Below are 14,190 nucleotides of genomic sequence, written 5' to 3'. Positions count from 1 at the left end.
TCGCGCCGAACGACTGGCAGGTCGGCCAGACCGGCAAGGTCGTGGCGCCGCAGCTGTACGTGGCCGTCGGCATCTCGGGCGCGATCCAGCACCTGGCGGGCATGAAGGACAGCAAGGTCATCGTCGCGATCAACAAAGACGAAGAGGCGCCGATCTTCCAGGTCGCCGACTACGGCCTCGTCGCAGACCTCTTCACCGCCGTCCCGGAACTGACCGAAAAGCTGTTATAGATAGACGATGACAGGACCGTCCGCTCAGGGACGCTTTCGCGGACCGCGGTTTTTCCCACGAGAACCTCAATGCCGAGCCAAGGCCTGATGCCGTCTCGTGCGAATGCGTTCAAGGTGTGAGCGCACGTGGCACAAAAGAAGGCAGTGATACCGTGCCATCCCGTCAGGTGTGCCGTCCCCGGCCGCGCTGATTGGTTCTGAGTTGCGACTTGGAGCTTGCGGCATGTTGATGCGCCGCCGCAGGTGAAACTGCTGATCCGGCATCATTTCCCGTCGAATTGGCACAACGGCTGAGAAAACTGAAAATTGCGTTTTCCCGACGGTTCCATATTCTTTACCGCGCGAGCCCAAGCAAGAAATCTGCGGCGTATGAAATCAACCAACACCAGAGAGATCGCGAAATCCCTTGGTCTTTCGCGGGCGACGGTTTCGAATGTCATCAACGGCAAGGGACGGGTTTCCGACGCGACGCGTGCGCGCGTCGAAGCGGCGATCACTGCCCTCGGATATGTCCGCGACCGGAATGCTGTCGCGTTGCGCACGGGTCAATCGCGGCTGGTCGGCGTCATGGTGACTGATATCGCCAACCCCTTCTATGGCACCGTCATCTCGCATATCGAGGCCGAGCTGTCCAAGGCGGGCTATGTGACCGTTCTTGGCCAGACTAAGGACGATCCGGGGCGGCAGGCGCAAATCATCGAAGAGCTTGTCGGAAACGGCGTCGCCGGTCTGATCGTCAACCCCTGTGCGGGCACCACGCTTGCGGACATGAACACGGCGCTGGCGCGGAGGATACCCGTCGTACTCTACGTCCGCGATATCGAGGGTAGCGGTCTGCCGCTCGTGGCGCTCGACGACGTCGCGGCCGGCGCGATGGTGGCGGGGCACATGGTAGCGGTGGGCTACAGAAGGTTCGCGATCATCGGCGGCTTTCGAGATACAACGTCCTTCGAGCGGCGGGTGCAGGGCATCAAGGAGGTCCTGATCGCGGAGGGGTGCACGATGCGGGTCTGTCCCGGGCCGTTGACGGACACCTTTGGCTATGACGCCATTTCCCAGTTATGCGATGCGGGCGAGGGGATCGACGCCGTGATCGCGCATAACGATCTTGTTGCGCTCGGCTGCCTGCGGGCGCTGCGCGCGCTCGATCGGGTGCCGGGCGCGACGGTTGGCCTGGCGGGCTTCGACAACTTGCAGATTGGCGGGCTTTGCGATCCGCCTCTGACGACGGTGGATGTCGACATGGACGCGATCGGCCGGGAAGCGGGGCGACGGCTGGTGGCACGGCTTCAACAGACGGTGACTGAGGGCGACCTGCCGCTGATCGCGCCGAAGCTCATCATCCGGGGAACGACGCATCGAAAAAAGTAACTATACGGTTACAAATCGGTTGACCGAATCCCGTACCGTTGATTACACGAGTAATCAACGGAGGGTCAGATGTCTGGAATTGCATTCGTCTCGGGCGCAAGCCGGGGTATCGGGAGGGCCATAGCGCTTGAGCTGGGCCGCCGTGGCTTTGCTGTGGCCGTCAACGGGCGGACCGAGACCGCGGCGATGGATGCGACCGTGGCCGAGATCGAACGGACGGTTGGGCGCGCGGTTCCGGTTCCCGGCGATGTGTCGGATCCGGAGCTTGTGCCGATCCTGCTCGATGCGGCGGAAGCGCAGCTGGGGCCGCTGACAACGCTCGTGGCAAATGCGGGCGCGGGGCCGATGCGCCGTGCAGATCTGCTGGAGGTCACCCCGGACGGGCTGAGTCACTGCCTCGTGGCCAACACGATCGGTCCGTTCTTCCTGTTGCAAACGTTCGCCAAGCGCCTTCTGGGTCGACCAAATGCCGATGGGACGCACCGGTCCATCACGCTGATCAGCTCTGCGAACGCCATCGCGGCCTCGCCCAACAAGGGGGACTACTGCGTCTCGAAGGCGGGGGCGGCGATGGTCGCCAAGCTCTTCGCGCAGCGGCTGTCGCCCGAGGGCATCCAGGTCGTCGACGTCCGGCCGGGCGTGATCGAGACGGATCTTTCCGCCTCTGTGGTCGATGCTTATCGCAGACGCATCGTGGAGGAAGGCCTCGCGCTGGAGCCACGGGTGGGCCAGCCCAAGGACGTGGCCCGCGTGGTCGGCAGCGTCGCAAGCGGTGATCTGCCTTATGTGACCGGCTCCGTCATTGCGGTCGATGGCGGTCTGTCGATGGAGCGCTTCTGATGACCCAGGGGCCACAAATCACCGTCGGGGGCGCGACGCGGCTGGTGCCCGTGATCGGTCATCCAATCGTTCAGGCGCGCTCGCCCGCCCTGTTCAGTGCGCTGGCCGCGCAGGAAAACTGCGACACGCTTTTCGTGCCGATGGACATCCCTCCAGGGGGGTTCTCCTCGGCGATGCGGGGGTTCCGCGAGATCGCCAACCTTGCGGGCCTGGTCGTAACGGTGCCGCACAAACCGGCGGTGCTGGATTTCGTCGATGAGGCCAGCGAGGCCGCACGTCTCGTCGGGGCCGCGAACCTGGTCCGGATAGGCCCCGACGGCCGCTGGAGTGCCGACATCAAGGACGGTGATGGCTTGGTATATGGCCTCCGCAAGGCGGGCGTGGACCCGCATGGGCGTAGCGTCCAGATCGTCGGCAGCGGCGGCGCAGGCTCTGCGGTCGCCTTCGCTCTGGCACAAGCCGGGGCCGGGCCGATCCGGCTGGCTGACGCTATTACGGCGAAGGCCGAGCTACTTGCAGACCGGCTTGCGCGGGCGCTTCCCCACGGCCGCTTCAACGTGGGGCTGGACCTGTCGGGCGCGGACATCGTCGTGAATGCTTCGCCGGTCGGAATGAACGGAATCGGCGGCACGCCCTTTGATCCCTCGCTTCTGCGCCGTGACCAGGTTCTTGCCGAGATGATCATGTCACCGCTCGAAACGCCGCTGCTCGCCGCGGCGCGCGCGCGCGGTTGCAAGACCTTGGCCGGAATCGAGACGCTTAACGGACAGGCGCGTGCGGTTATGGCGTTTCTTGGCCTTTCTAAGGGGCGCACGGATCACCCGTCGCCAAGCAATCCTTGAACTGAACAGGAGGAAAGATTCATGAACATGAGATCCAGATTTGCGACGGTCTTGCTTCTGGCGCAGACTGTCTGTGCGGGGGCCGCGTCGGCCACCGAATTGACCGCAGCCCATGTGAACCCACCGGGCGAGCCGTCGAACACGGCGTTCGATTTCCTCACCAAGAAGCTGTCGGAGGGGACGACCGGTATCACTCTGACGATCTTTCCACAGGGGCAGATCGGTGGCGAAAAGGACGCGATCGAGCAGGTTCAGTTGGGCGCAATCAGCATGACGACGGTGGCCAATGCCAATCTGTCGGCGTTTGCGCCCGCGGCCGGGGTCTATGACATCCCATTCCTGTTCCGTGACGCAGGCCATCACCCCTGGGCTGTGGTCGATGGGCCGATCGGTGAGGAGATCAACGCCAAGATCGAAGCCGAGGCCAATGTCGAGGTTCTCGGCTGGTGGAGCGCGGGCATGCGTCACGTCTTTACCCGCGAGATGCCGGTTAACACGCCAGCCGACCTGGCGGGTCAGAAGATCCGCGTGATCGGCAGCCCCGTCTATATCGACACCTTCAACGGCCTCGGTGCGCTCGCGACGCCGATGCCCTATGGCGAGGTCTACACGGCGCTTGCGACCGGTGCGATCGACGGCGCCGAGAACGACAGCTCGGGCTATCGCAACGTGAAGTTCTTCGAACAGGCGCCCTATTATAGTCTGACCGGGCACTTCTTCCTCTTCAAGCCGGTGATCGCCAACAAGGATGCGCTGGCGCAACTGACGACAGAGCAGCGCGCTGAATTCGACGCGGCCTTTGCCGAGGCCACGGCGATGCAGCGCGAGCTTTTCGCGACGAACTTCGAAAGCGACATCGCTTGGCTGAAAGAACAGGGCGTCACCGTCATCGAGCCTGACCGTCAGGCCTTTGTAGAGATGGTCAAGCCGGTCGCTGACAAGTACGCAGACCAGTTCGGCGTCGATCTGGTTCAGCGTATTCGCGACACCCAGTGACACGTCGGCGGGCCGCCCTGCTCCCCGGCGGCCCGTTTCCCCGGAGGTCCCCCATGCGTGAACGTTTCCTTTGGCTGGATGAGCAGCTTTACCGATTGGAAGGGGTCGTGATCTTCGCGGCCATGGCTGTCCTGATCGTCATGCTTGCGCTGCAGGTGCTGTTCCGCTTCGTGTTGGACCAGCCGCTCGACTTCACGGAAGAGGCAGCGCGCCTGTTGTTCGCCTGGCTGGTGTTCATCGGAGCGGCGCGGGCGATGCGGGTCTCGCAGCACTTCATTGTCGATCTCGTCTACAACGCGCTTCCAGCCAGCCCGAGGCAGATCGTGGGCTGGGCCGTCGACGCGCTCTCGGTCGCATTTGCAGCTACCCTGGCCTGGATCGGGTTTCAAACCACGCTGAATGGGGCGGGGCAGATCCTGCCGGTGATGGGCATTTCGGTTGCCGCACAGACCATCGCCCTGCCGGTTGGCATGGCGCTGATGGCGATCCACGCCGCCTCGTTCCCACTTCGCAACAGGCATGTGGGCGACAATCATTCCGACGAAGCCTACGAGGAGTAGGGCCATGATCGTCTACATTCTTGCAGCAATCTTCGTCCTCCTGATGCTGCGCGCGCCCATTTTCGTCGCGCTCGGCGCCCCTGCGCTGGCGTATCTGAGCCTCAAGGGCATCCCGCTTGGCCTGGCGCCGCAGCGGATGCTGGGCACCGTCAACGAATCCATTCTGCTCGCCGTGCCCATGTTCCTTCTGGCTGGGCGACTGATGAACATGTACGGCGCGACCAAGCGTATCTTCGATTTCGCTCAGGCTGTGATCGGCCATATTCGCGGCGGCCTTGGTTACGTAGCCGTGCTCGCCTCGATGATCTTTTCCGCGATGTCGGGGTCTGCTGCGGCCGATGCGGTCGGCGTGGGCACGATTACCGTCAAGGCCATGCGCGAGCGTGGCTACGACCCCTCCTTTGCGGCGGCGGTGACGCTCGGCTCGGCGACGCTTGCGCCCGTTATCCCGCCTTCGATTATCATGATTATCTACGGGGCGACGGCGGATGTCTCGATCGGCAAGATGTTCATTGGCGGCATCGGGCCCGGTCTGCTGATGGCCCTGTCCATGATGGCGATGGTCACCTTCCTAAGCTGGCGCCGCGGCTATCCGAAGGGCAATGCGTTCAGCTTCGCCCAGGTCTGGCGCACGGGGCTTAGCGCGGCGCTGGTCCTGCTCACCCCGATCGTCGTGATCGGGGGGATATTTTCGGGCGTTTTCACCCCGACGGAGGCTAGCGTCGTCGCGGTCGTCTACGTCATCTTCCTGGGCCTGGTCTACGGCAAGCTTCAGTTCGTATCGTTCTACCGCGCCTTGGTCGGAACCGGGACGGCGGTCGGCGCGCTGATGGTGGTGGTCTCGGTGTCCGGGCTGGATGCCTGGGTGATCGCGCGCGAGCAGGTGCCGATGTTGCTGGCGCAGACGATGACCTCGTTCACGTCGAGCCCGCTGCTGGTGATGATCTTGATCCTCTTGCTTGTGCTGTTCCTGGGTTTCTTCATGGACGCGACCCCGATCATCCTGATGCTGGTCCCCGCGATTTCGCCGCTGGTTTCGGCTTACGGCATCGATCCGCTGCATCTGGGCGTGTTGTTCTGCATCGTCTGCGTGATTGGCCTGATTACCCCGCCGGTCGGGGTGGCGCTTTACGGGGTGGCCATGGTTTCGCGCCTGCCGATCGAGCGCGTGTTCTGGGCAACCTTGCCGTTTTTCTCCGTCTTGCTGGCGTTGCTCGCGATGATGGTCGCCGTACCGCAGATCGTCACCTACCTACCGTCACTGCTGATCGCGCGTTGACGAGGAGGATGGGGTTCTGTCGCAAACCGTGGCGTTAGATGGGCGTCACCGGGCGAATGGATCGTGGTGTGATGACGCATAAATATAAGCAAACAAGACTTCTTTCCTCTCGTCGCGGATCTTTGCGACAGAACCCCTGACCAGCCACTCGGCACCCAAGAAGGATACCTGAATGATCCGCAATCGACGGGCAAAGATCGTCGCGACCGTGGGACCGGCCAGTGCCGCACCCTTCATGCTTCGCAGTCTCTTCAACAAGGGCGTGGACACCTTCCGGCTGAACTTCAGCCACGGAGATCATGCTGGCCATTCAGCCGTCATCAAGGCGATCCGGTCGCTTGAAGCGGAGGTGGGTGTTCCCATCGGGATTCTACAAGATCTCCAAGGGCCGAAAATCCGGCTCGGTCGCCTCGGCGACGGTTGCCGAATGCTGGATCGGTACGAGCGAGTCAGCTTCACTCTTACGGAGCGCGACGATGAAATCACCGTGCTGCCACTGCCGCACCCCGAGGTCTTCGCCGCGATCGAACCCGGTCACCGGGTCTTCATCGACGACGGAAGGGTCAGGCTCAAGATTGTCGAGCGCCGCGATGACAGGCTCGAGGCAGAAGTCCTGGAGGGCGGGAAGGTCAGTGACCGCAAGGGGGTGAACCTGCCTGACACCGTGCTGGATCTGCCGGTTCTAACCGAGAAGGACCGAGCAGATCTCGAGTTTGGCCTCTCGCAGGGAGTAGACTGGGTGGCGCTATCTTTCGTGCAGAAGGCGCGTGACCTCGATGAAATCCTGTCGCTGATCGCGGGCCGCGCTGGCCTCGTGGCGAAGATTGAAAAGCCGTCGGCTCTATCCGAGATCGACGCAATCGTTCGAAAGTCTGATGCGATCATGATCGCCCGAGGGGACCTGGGTGTAGAGATTCCGCCCGAGGATGTGCCGGCCCGACAGAAAGAGATCATAGCGCTCTGCCGGCGTGAAAGCCGCCCGGTGATCGTGGCGACGCAGATGCTCGAATCCATGACCGCGTCGCCGGCGCCGACGCGTGCCGAAGCCTCGGACGTCGCCACGGCGGTCTATGATGGAGCCGATGCCGTCATGCTGTCCGCCGAAAGCGCCACGGGTGCCTTCCCCTGTGAGGCCGTTGAGGTCATGGACCGCATAATCCATCGCACGGAATCCCATGACTTCTATGCCCGGACCATCGCTTCGTCTCGCGAAGCGCCTCAGGGACCGGCAGATGCAATCGCTGATACCGGCGCCACGCTGGGCGGCTCTTTGGATGCGCGCTGTATCGTCGCATATTCAATGAGCGGCGCAACGGCCGCGCGCGTCGCGGCACGGCGCCCGATGCTTCCCCTCATCGTCGTTACCCGCGACGCCCACGTCTCCAGGCGGATGGCCTTGGTTTGGGGTGCGCGCTCCGTGTTGGAGAACACCGTGCTCGACTACGACAGCATGATCTCGATGGCACGGGAGGAGAGTGCGAAGCTCATCAACTGTGCCGTGGGCGACCGGCTTGTCATCCTGGCCGGAGTTCCATTCGGACAACCCGGCAACACGAACAATATCCGTATCGCCAGTTACAAGTAAGAAATGGGAACTCACGGGGGACGCCTCACCTTCAGTGGATAATAGGTCGTGCAGCCGGTCGCCTTTCGGTACGCGGCGTCAAACCCAACCTCGTCCTGAAAGGCGTCGACGGCATGGCTGAAGACCAGCCCGTAGTATGCATCCTGCATGTGTCCGTTGTAGTCGATCCATTCTGGCCGAACGGAGGTTCGATAGTGAAAAGTCCGGGTCATGGCAGGGCGTAGAACCTCGCTGCGGTGTCGTGGAAGACAGAGAATGTCGCGGCCTCTGGCACAAGGCTTTCGTAGGCGGCGACGACATGGGCGTAGTCCGAATAGAGAGAATCCACGGGGAAGTTCGACCCGAACATGCACCGGTCCGGCCCGAACTGCTCAAGGCAGGTCTCGACGATCGGGCGAACGCTTTCGCTGGTCCATTCGTGATCGAACATGCCCAGTCCGGACAGCTTGCAGGTGATCTGCGGCCGATCCGACAGGAGTCGCAGGCGCGAAGCCCAGTCCCGAAGTCCCGCCGGACTTCGGTCGTGCGGCGAGCCTGCATGGCAAAGTGCGATCGCGGTGCCCGGCGCGGCGTCCAGCACGCGCGCCATGCGTTCGTAAAGTTCAGGGATCAGCTGAAGGTCGAACGACAGGCCCCGTTCGCCGACCGCCCGAAGTCCTGCCGCGAACCGTGGATCGTCGAGCAGCGCGTTGGTGCCGGTCCGCGCATCCTCGCCCGGCGCGCGGCCGACGATCTGGCGGACGCCGCGCACAGATGGCAGGGTCTGGTACCGGTCGAGCTGCCGGGACAGGTCCGGCGCCGTCAGATCGCAGAACACGACCTGCGCAAGCGGCCAGTCCGGGTTCGCCTCGGCGACGGCCTGCACCCATGTCGCCTCGGCCCAGCCGTGTTCGGCGCCGACCTGGATGTGGACTGACGCCCCGAAACCGCGCGCGTCGCGCCGGAACTCGTCGATCAGATAATCCCTTTGGATCGGAGCAGGGTCGCCAAAGAAACGCCGGGCGCCCTTTGCCATGAGCCACGGGTAGCGCACCGCGGACAGGTCCCAAAGGTGGTGATGGGCGTCAATCCGCATCTGCGGCTCCGGTGGCCTCGGCCAGGAAGTCGCGGGCAAAGGACCTTGGTATTCCCGTGGTCCTTTTCAACCGCAGCCAGGACGACGTCGAGGTCTCCAACGTCACCTCGGCCAACCGGCTGGGCGGGCGCAAGGTGGCCGAATTCCTTGTTGCAGGCGGTCATGAGCGGATCGCCCATATCGCAGGCTGGCAAGGAAGCTCGACGGGCCGGGACCGGCAGGCGGGATTCCTCGAGGTCCTTAAGGCGGCAGGTCAAAGCCCGTTTGCCATAGTCGATGGCATGTACAAGCGCGAGGTCGCGATGGAATGCGCCCGGAAGCTTCTCGGCAACGCCGAAAGGCCGGACGCGATCTTTGTCGGCAACGATCACATGGCCTTTGCGGTGATCGACGCGATCCGCGAGGCGGGGCTGCGACCCGGCCATGACATCTCCGTCGTGGGGTTCGACGACGTGCCGCTGGCCAGCTGGGGGGCCTATGACCTGACCACCCTGCGCCAGCCGGTCGAGCGCATGGTCTGCCCGGCGCGCTGACCAACGGCGTGATGCGCGATCTCGGTGACTTGCCGGAGGGCTTTCCCGAGATCGCCGGTTCGATCGGGCCAAGCCACGCCTTCGTGCATGTTCGCGAAGTGGGGACGCCGGTGTCGGTTTTCGGGCTGCGGATCGAGGATGGCGACCTGGTGCACGCGGACCGTCATGGGGCCCTTGTGATCCCGCAACGCCATGTGGCGCATCTTGAAAACGCCATTCGCAAACTGCTTGAAACGGAACACATCGTCCGGGAGCCGGCGCGGAGGGGAGACTTCGATTTCGTGACCTTCGAAGCGGCCTGGCAAGCTTTCGAACGGGCCCGAACCCAGATCGCAAGGGGGCTTGCCCCCCAATGGGCGGCCGCCTGGCCCACCTACTGGCCCACCTACTGGCCCAGCGGCCTTTCTGTTGCGCGGTTTCGATCTGATGCGCAAACTCTGACAATGCCGGAACCCTCGATAGATCCTGCGGATTTCAGGTCGCTCGAGTCCCTGATGGCCGGGCTTTACGACGGGGGGATCAGCAGCCAAAAGCGGTGAGGTGGTCGCGAGGATTGAGCGTGGCACAATCTGCCAGGTTGGTTATGTGTCCCGAGATACCCACCGCGGTGTCATTGTCTTGGATCGCTCTTAGAGCGGGCCCGCCACCTCGTTGGCCACCGGTTCCATCATCAGTAAACACTTGGAAACCCCAGTTGCCGAACCAACCTTGCCGCGGGTGGACGGCCACCCCGAGATCTCGGGGTTCAATCCGACCTCTGGCCGGGATCGCGCGCGGAGATGATCGTGCCAGTGCACGGACCGAAGCCGATGCGATAGCCATTGCCCCAGGCCGCCCCGCGCAGGGTCAGGGTGTCTCCGTCCTCGATGAAAGTGCGCGTGCCGCCGTCAATCTCGATTGGTTCCTTTCCGCCCCAAGAGAGTTCCAGAAGCGAGCCGCGATTGCCCTTTTCGGGGCCGGAGATCGTGCCGGAGCCCAGAAGATCGCCGACGCGCATCGGACATCCTGAACTGGTGTGATGCGCCAGTTGCTGGGCGGCAGAGTAGTACATTTCGTTGTAGTTCGTGCGGGAAATCACCGTTTCCGCGCCGCCTTGGGGTGTCAGTCCTACCTCGAGCGCGATGTCGTAGAGCATTGGCCCCGGCTCTGCGAGATAGGGCAAGAGTGGCTTTTCGCGCGGGGGCGTCATGGTACGGAAGGGCTCCAGCGCGGCGGCGGTGACGATCCAGGGGCTGATCGTCGTGGCCGTTGCCTTGGACTGGAACGGGCCAAGCGGCTGGTATTCCCAGGCCTGGATGTCGCGCGCGGACCAGTCGTTCAGAAGCACGTAGCCAAAGATGTTCTCGAAGGCCTCCGCCACCGAGATCGGCCCGCTGGACGGCTGGCCGACGATGGCACCCATTTCAAGCTCGATGTCGAAGCGCTGCGACGGGCCAAAGCGCGGCGCGTCGTCGTTCGGGCCCTTGAGCTGACCGTTCGGACGGGTGACAGGGGTGCCCGAGACAATGACCGAGGAGGCCCGTCCGTTATAGCCGATCGGGATGTGCAGCCAGTTCGGCGGTAGAGCGTTTTCGGGCCCGCGGAACATCGTGCCGACATTGAAGGCATGGTGCCGGCCGGCGTAGAAATCGGTGTATTCCGTTACGGCGAAGGGCATGTGCAGCGTCACGTCCGCCTGGGACAGCAGATGCGGGCGCAGCCGCGTCTCGGCCTCCGAGCCCGAGCCGAGCAACTTCATCAGCGTGGCCCGCAGCCGTGCCCAGTCCGCGTGCCCGAGCGCCATGAAGGCATTCCAGCCGCCGGTCCTAAGCGTCCCGCCAAAATCGAGGACACCTGCCTCTTCCAGCGCGTCGAGATCGAGCACCATGTCGCCGATCGCGGTCGCACAACGTGGCTGGCCGCCTTCCGTCGAGAACACGCCATAGGGCAGGTTGTTGAGCGGGAAGTCGGTGTCAGGCGTATTGGCGCTTGCGACCCAGGATTGGATCAACTCGGTCATCTTGGGTCTCCGTCAGGTGGCGTCAGGCTGGTTTTCGGGGCGGGCGGCGTCGAAGGCGGGCAGCGCAAGGCAGCGGGCCTCGATCTCGGCCAGGCGCGGGAAGGGGGCAAGGTCGCATCCCCAGCGGCGGGCATTGTAAAGCTGTGGCACAAGGCACAGGTCGGCCAGCCCGGGCGCCTCGCCGAAACAGAAGTCGGTATTGCGCGCGATCAGGTCCGCGAAGGCCGTGAAGCCCCGCGTCATCCAGTCGTTCATCCAGGCGACGGTTTCTTCCTGGCTGTGGCCCATCGCCTTCAGCCGGGCGATGACGCGCAGGTTGTTGACCGGGTGGATATCGGTCGCGATGGTCAGCGCCGCGGCCCGCACCCGCGCGCGCAACAGGGGACCCGCGGGCAGCAACGGCGGCTCCGGATGGGTTTCGTCCAGCCAGTCAAGGATCGCCATGGATTGAACCAGGGCCGTTCCGTCATCCAGAACCAACGTCGGAACGCCTTGGCCAGGGTTCAACGCAGTATAGGCGGCCGTGTTCTGTTCCGCGGCGACCAGGTTGACCGGAACCGCGTCGAAAGCGATCCCCTTCAGGTTCAGCGCGATCCGGACGCGGTAGGATGTCGTTGAGCGCCAGTAGGTAAAGAGTTTCATCCGTCACCTACAGTTCGATGACCATGCCGTCGCGTCCGATCCTGATGTCACCGTCCCATTCGTTCCGGGCTCCGGCCCGCCAGTCGTCGTCGCTGAGCGTCGGGTCGTCGCCCGGCACGAAGTGATTGAACACCAGCATCCCGACGCCGGCCTCACGCGCGATGCGTCCGGCATCTTCGGTTCGACAATGCGACCGGACGAAATGCGCCTTCTTCTTCTCCTTGTCCGCATTGCCGATCCGCGCGCAAAGGGCGTCGATGGCTGAATCAAGGTAGACCTCATGCACGAGAACGTCGCATCCGCGGGCGAAGGCCGACATCTCGGGCATGAAGGTCGTGTCACCCGACAGGACGACCGACTTTCCGCCCGCCTCGAACCGCAGCGAGAAGGAGTCCGTCACCGGCGGGTGGAGGTTGCGCATGGCGCGCACGACCAGGCCGGCGTCCTCGATCACGACGCCCTCTCCGATGGTTCTGAATTCGACGAACTCGGCCAGGTCGCGATGGCCCTCGTCGTGGATGCGAAGATCGATGTCGTAAACCATCGAGGCGGTGAACCCGGCCCAGTAGGTCGTCAGGCCCTCGGGCCCGTAGATGACGATCTTGCGCTTAAGTCCTGCGGTCCAGGCGGTATAGAGCAGCGGACCCAGCTCAAGGATATGGTCGCCATGAAGGTGCGTGATCAGGATCGTGTCGATCTCTCCCAATCCCACGCCCTGATCGCAGACGCCGCGCGCAGTGCCGAGGCCGGCGTCGACGAGGATCGTCCTGCCACCCATGCGGACCAGAGTGGAGGTGGGCATGGAGGATCCCGGCCGGATCGCCGGCCCGCCCTTGACCCCCAGAAGTGCGATGCTGGACGAAGTCACTTCACGCCCTCCGTACCGTCGAATTTCTTTTCAAGGCTTTCCCAGCAGTCGATGTAATCGTCCTGCAGCGGCGCCTCCTTCGCGGCAAAGGCGGTCAGGTGCTGCGGGAAGCGGGTCTCGAACATGAAGGACATGGTGTTGTCGAGCTTGTGGGGTTCAAGCTCCACGTTGGACGCCTTTTCGAAGGCCTCGCGGTCGGGCCCATGCGGCAGCATCATGTTGTGAAGCGACATGCCACCCGGCACGAAGCCCTGCGGTTTGGCGTCATACTGGCCGTAGATATTACCCATCAGTTCCGACATGACGTTCTTGTGGTACCAGGGCGGACGGAAGGTGTTTTCCATCACCATCCAGCGTTCGCGGAACAGCACGAAGTCGATGTTCGCGGTGCCCGGCACGCCCGAGGGCGCGGTCAGCACGGTGAAGATCGACGGATCGGGATGGTCGAAAAGGATCGCGCCGACGGGGCAGTAGGTGCTCAGGTCGTATTTCACCGGGGCGTAGTTGCCGTGCCAGGCGACAACGTCCAGCGGGCTGTGGCCGATCTTCGTTTCATGGAACTGTCCGCACCACTTGATGGTGACGGTCGAGGGCACCTCGCGGTCCTCGAAGGCGGCGACGGGCGTCTTGAAGTCGCGCCGGTTGGCCATGCAGTTGGCCCCGATCGGGCCGCGGCCGGGCAGTTCGAACTTCTGCCCGTAGTTCTCGCAGACGAAGCCCCGGCACGGGCCATCGATCACTTCCACGCGGTAAACCAGCCCGCGGGGCAGGATGGCGATCTCCTTCGGCGCAAGGTCGATGATGCCAAGCTCGGTGCAGAACCTGAGCCGCCCCTCCTGCGGGACGACCAGAAGCTCGCTGTCGGCGGAATAGAAATAGGCATCCACCATGCTGTCGGTCACCAGGTAGATGTGGCTGGCCATCCCCACCTGCGTGTTGACGTCGCCCGCCGTGGTCATGGTCCGCATGCCGGTCAGCCAAGTCAGCTTTTCCTCCGAATGCGGCACCGCGTCCCAGCGATACTGGCCGAGCGAGATCACGTCATCGACGACATGCGGCGCGCTTTTCCAATAGGGCAGGGCGATCTTCTGGTAGCGCGAGGAATGCTTGACCGAAGGCCGGATGCGGTAGCACCAGGTCCGTTCATTCTGATGGCTCGGCGCGGTGAAGGCGGTGCCGGAAAGCTGTTCGCCATAAAGCCCGTAATTGCATTTCTGCGGCGAGTTCATGCCTCGGGGCAGGGCGCCCAACAGCGCCTCGGTCTCGAAGTCGTTGCCAAAGCCCGGCATGTAGCCTTCGGTGACGGCGTGGCCATCGGCTTGCACGAGGCCGGTCTTGTCCATGTCGTTCATAGCGCGTTTCCTTATCGG

At 63.6% G+C, this 14,190-nt stretch carries 15 protein-coding genes and 1 pseudogene; 10 read left to right on the top strand and 6 right to left on the bottom strand.

Translation table 11 applies throughout. The annotated features are described in order from the left end of the window. The 8 genes from OEW28_RS11770 to pyk form a co-directional block, all read left to right on the top strand. Nucleotides 1-230 (top strand): electron transfer flavoprotein subunit alpha/FixB family protein (locus tag OEW28_RS11770; protein WP_263734948.1); only part of this gene is annotated, 230 nt, incomplete at its 5' end. A 369-nt stretch (nt 231-599) separates the two neighbouring features. Beyond that, on the top strand, nt 600-1,601 hold the full coding sequence (locus OEW28_RS11765) for a LacI family DNA-binding transcriptional regulator (RefSeq protein ID WP_263734947.1): 1,002 nt from the start codon (nt 600-602) through the stop codon (nt 1,599-1,601). Nucleotides 1,602-1,670: 69 nt separating this feature from the next. Beyond that, nucleotides 1,671-2,441 carry a 3-ketoacyl-ACP reductase gene (locus tag OEW28_RS11760; RefSeq protein WP_263734946.1) on the top strand — a complete coding sequence of 257 codons (771 nt, stop codon included), beginning with the start codon at nt 1,671-1,673 and terminating at the stop codon, nt 2,439-2,441. Further along, nucleotides 2,441-3,283, top strand: a complete 843-nt coding sequence (locus OEW28_RS11755; protein ID WP_263734945.1) for a shikimate dehydrogenase family protein — start codon at nt 2,441-2,443, stop codon at nt 3,281-3,283. Before OEW28_RS11760 ends, OEW28_RS11755 begins: the two co-directional genes overlap by 1 nt. Nucleotides 3,284-3,310: 27 nt before the next feature. Then, nucleotides 3,311-4,279 (top strand): TRAP transporter substrate-binding protein, encoded by a 969-nt coding sequence (locus tag OEW28_RS11750; protein WP_263734944.1) that lies wholly within the window; start codon nt 3,311-3,313, stop codon nt 4,277-4,279. Nucleotides 4,280-4,332: 53 nt separating this feature from the next. Beyond that, nucleotides 4,333-4,839 carry a TRAP transporter small permease gene (locus OEW28_RS11745; RefSeq protein ID WP_263734943.1) on the top strand — a complete coding sequence of 169 codons (507 nt, stop codon included), beginning with the start codon at nt 4,333-4,335 and terminating at the stop codon, nt 4,837-4,839. Between the two features lie 4 nt (nt 4,840-4,843). Next, nucleotides 4,844-6,118, top strand: a complete 1,275-nt coding sequence (locus OEW28_RS11740) for a TRAP transporter large permease (RefSeq protein WP_263734942.1) — start codon at nt 4,844-4,846, stop codon at nt 6,116-6,118. Nucleotides 6,119-6,290: 172 nt separating this feature from the next. Beyond that, nucleotides 6,291-7,703, top strand: coding sequence for a pyruvate kinase (gene pyk / locus OEW28_RS11735; RefSeq protein WP_263734941.1), 1,413 nt, complete (start codon nt 6,291-6,293; stop codon nt 7,701-7,703). 11 nt (nt 7,704-7,714) lie between these two features. Here pyk and OEW28_RS11730 read toward each other — a convergent pair whose 3' ends face one another. Together OEW28_RS11730 and OEW28_RS11725 are read right to left on the bottom strand one after the other, a co-directional pair. Continuing rightward, on the bottom strand, nt 7,715-7,915 hold the full coding sequence (locus OEW28_RS11730; RefSeq protein ID WP_263734940.1) for a thioesterase family protein: 201 nt from the start codon (nt 7,913-7,915) through the stop codon (nt 7,715-7,717). Next, nucleotides 7,912-8,778 carry an amidohydrolase family protein gene (locus OEW28_RS11725; RefSeq protein ID WP_263734939.1) on the bottom strand — a complete coding sequence of 289 codons (867 nt, stop codon included), beginning with the start codon at nt 8,776-8,778 and terminating at the stop codon, nt 7,912-7,914. Before OEW28_RS11725 ends, OEW28_RS11730 begins: the two co-directional genes overlap by 4 nt. A gap of 11 nt (nt 8,779-8,789) precedes the next feature. Between OEW28_RS11725 and OEW28_RS11720 the strand changes: the two genes are divergently transcribed. Then, complete coding sequence (locus tag OEW28_RS11720; protein ID WP_318527539.1) at nt 8,790-9,311, top strand: substrate-binding domain-containing protein; 522 nt, start codon at nt 8,790-8,792, stop codon at nt 9,309-9,311. After that, nucleotides 9,293-9,637: pseudogene (locus tag OEW28_RS11715) on the top strand (RraA family protein); the annotation flags it as partial. The gene OEW28_RS11720 and the pseudogene OEW28_RS11715, both read left to right, overlap by 19 nt. A gap of 419 nt (nt 9,638-10,056) precedes the next feature. Here the strand turns inward: OEW28_RS11715 and fahA are convergent. The 4 genes from fahA to hmgA are packed head-to-tail and all read right to left on the bottom strand — an operon-like array spanning nt 10,057 to nt 14,172. After that, a complete protein-coding gene (gene fahA / locus OEW28_RS11710) occupies nt 10,057-11,310 on the bottom strand; it encodes a fumarylacetoacetase (protein WP_263734938.1) in 1,254 nt (417 codons plus the stop codon). 12 nt (nt 11,311-11,322) lie between these two features. Beyond that, nucleotides 11,323-11,952, bottom strand: coding sequence for a maleylacetoacetate isomerase (gene maiA / locus OEW28_RS11705; protein ID WP_263734937.1), 630 nt, complete (start codon nt 11,950-11,952; stop codon nt 11,323-11,325). A gap of 7 nt (nt 11,953-11,959) precedes the next feature. Then, nucleotides 11,960-12,820, bottom strand: coding sequence for an MBL fold metallo-hydrolase (locus OEW28_RS11700; RefSeq protein WP_263734936.1), 861 nt, complete (start codon nt 12,818-12,820; stop codon nt 11,960-11,962). Beyond that, nucleotides 12,817-14,172: a homogentisate 1,2-dioxygenase gene (gene hmgA, locus OEW28_RS11695; RefSeq protein ID WP_263734935.1), complete on the bottom strand. Its 1,356-nt coding sequence runs from the start codon at nt 14,170-14,172 to the stop codon at nt 12,817-12,819. The genes OEW28_RS11700 and hmgA overlap by 4 nt, the downstream gene beginning before the upstream one ends. Between the last annotated feature and the right edge of the window lie 18 nt (nt 14,173-14,190).

This window comes from Albidovulum marisflavi, assembly GCF_025751435.1.
Taxonomy (GTDB): domain Bacteria; phylum Pseudomonadota; class Alphaproteobacteria; order Rhodobacterales; family Rhodobacteraceae; genus Albidovulum; species Albidovulum marisflavi.
Note: the sequence above shows the minus strand (reverse complement) of the source record. Positions and strands in the feature narration are given on the sequence as shown.

What these genes read in the sequence shown, in the direction of transcription:
- OEW28_RS11765 (WP_263734947.1), top strand. Translation starts at nt 600, where the DNA reads ATGAAATCAACCAACACCAGAGAGATCGCGAAATCCCTTGGTCTTTCG.
- OEW28_RS11760 (WP_263734946.1), top strand. Translation starts at nt 1,671, where the DNA reads ATGTCTGGAATTGCATTCGTCTCGGGCGCAAGCCGGGGTATCGGGAGG.
- OEW28_RS11755 (WP_263734945.1), top strand. Translation starts at nt 2,441, where the DNA reads ATGACCCAGGGGCCACAAATCACCGTCGGGGGCGCGACGCGGCTGGTG.
- OEW28_RS11750 (WP_263734944.1), top strand. Translation starts at nt 3,311, where the DNA reads ATGAGATCCAGATTTGCGACGGTCTTGCTTCTGGCGCAGACTGTCTGT.
- OEW28_RS11745 (WP_263734943.1), top strand. Translation starts at nt 4,333, where the DNA reads ATGCGTGAACGTTTCCTTTGGCTGGATGAGCAGCTTTACCGATTGGAA.
- OEW28_RS11740 (WP_263734942.1), top strand. Translation starts at nt 4,844, where the DNA reads ATGATCGTCTACATTCTTGCAGCAATCTTCGTCCTCCTGATGCTGCGC.
- pyk (WP_263734941.1), top strand. Translation starts at nt 6,291, where the DNA reads ATGATCCGCAATCGACGGGCAAAGATCGTCGCGACCGTGGGACCGGCC.
- OEW28_RS11730 (WP_263734940.1), bottom strand. Translation starts at nt 7,915, where the DNA reads ATGACCCGGACTTTTCACTATCGAACCTCCGTTCGGCCAGAATGGATC.
- OEW28_RS11725 (WP_263734939.1), bottom strand. Translation starts at nt 8,778, where the DNA reads ATGCGGATTGACGCCCATCACCACCTTTGGGACCTGTCCGCGGTGCGC.
- fahA (WP_263734938.1), bottom strand. Translation starts at nt 11,310, where the DNA reads ATGACCGAGTTGATCCAATCCTGGGTCGCAAGCGCCAATACGCCTGAC.
- maiA (WP_263734937.1), bottom strand. Translation starts at nt 11,952, where the DNA reads ATGAAACTCTTTACCTACTGGCGCTCAACGACATCCTACCGCGTCCGG.
- hmgA (WP_263734935.1), bottom strand. Translation starts at nt 14,172, where the DNA reads ATGAACGACATGGACAAGACCGGCCTCGTGCAAGCCGATGGCCACGCC.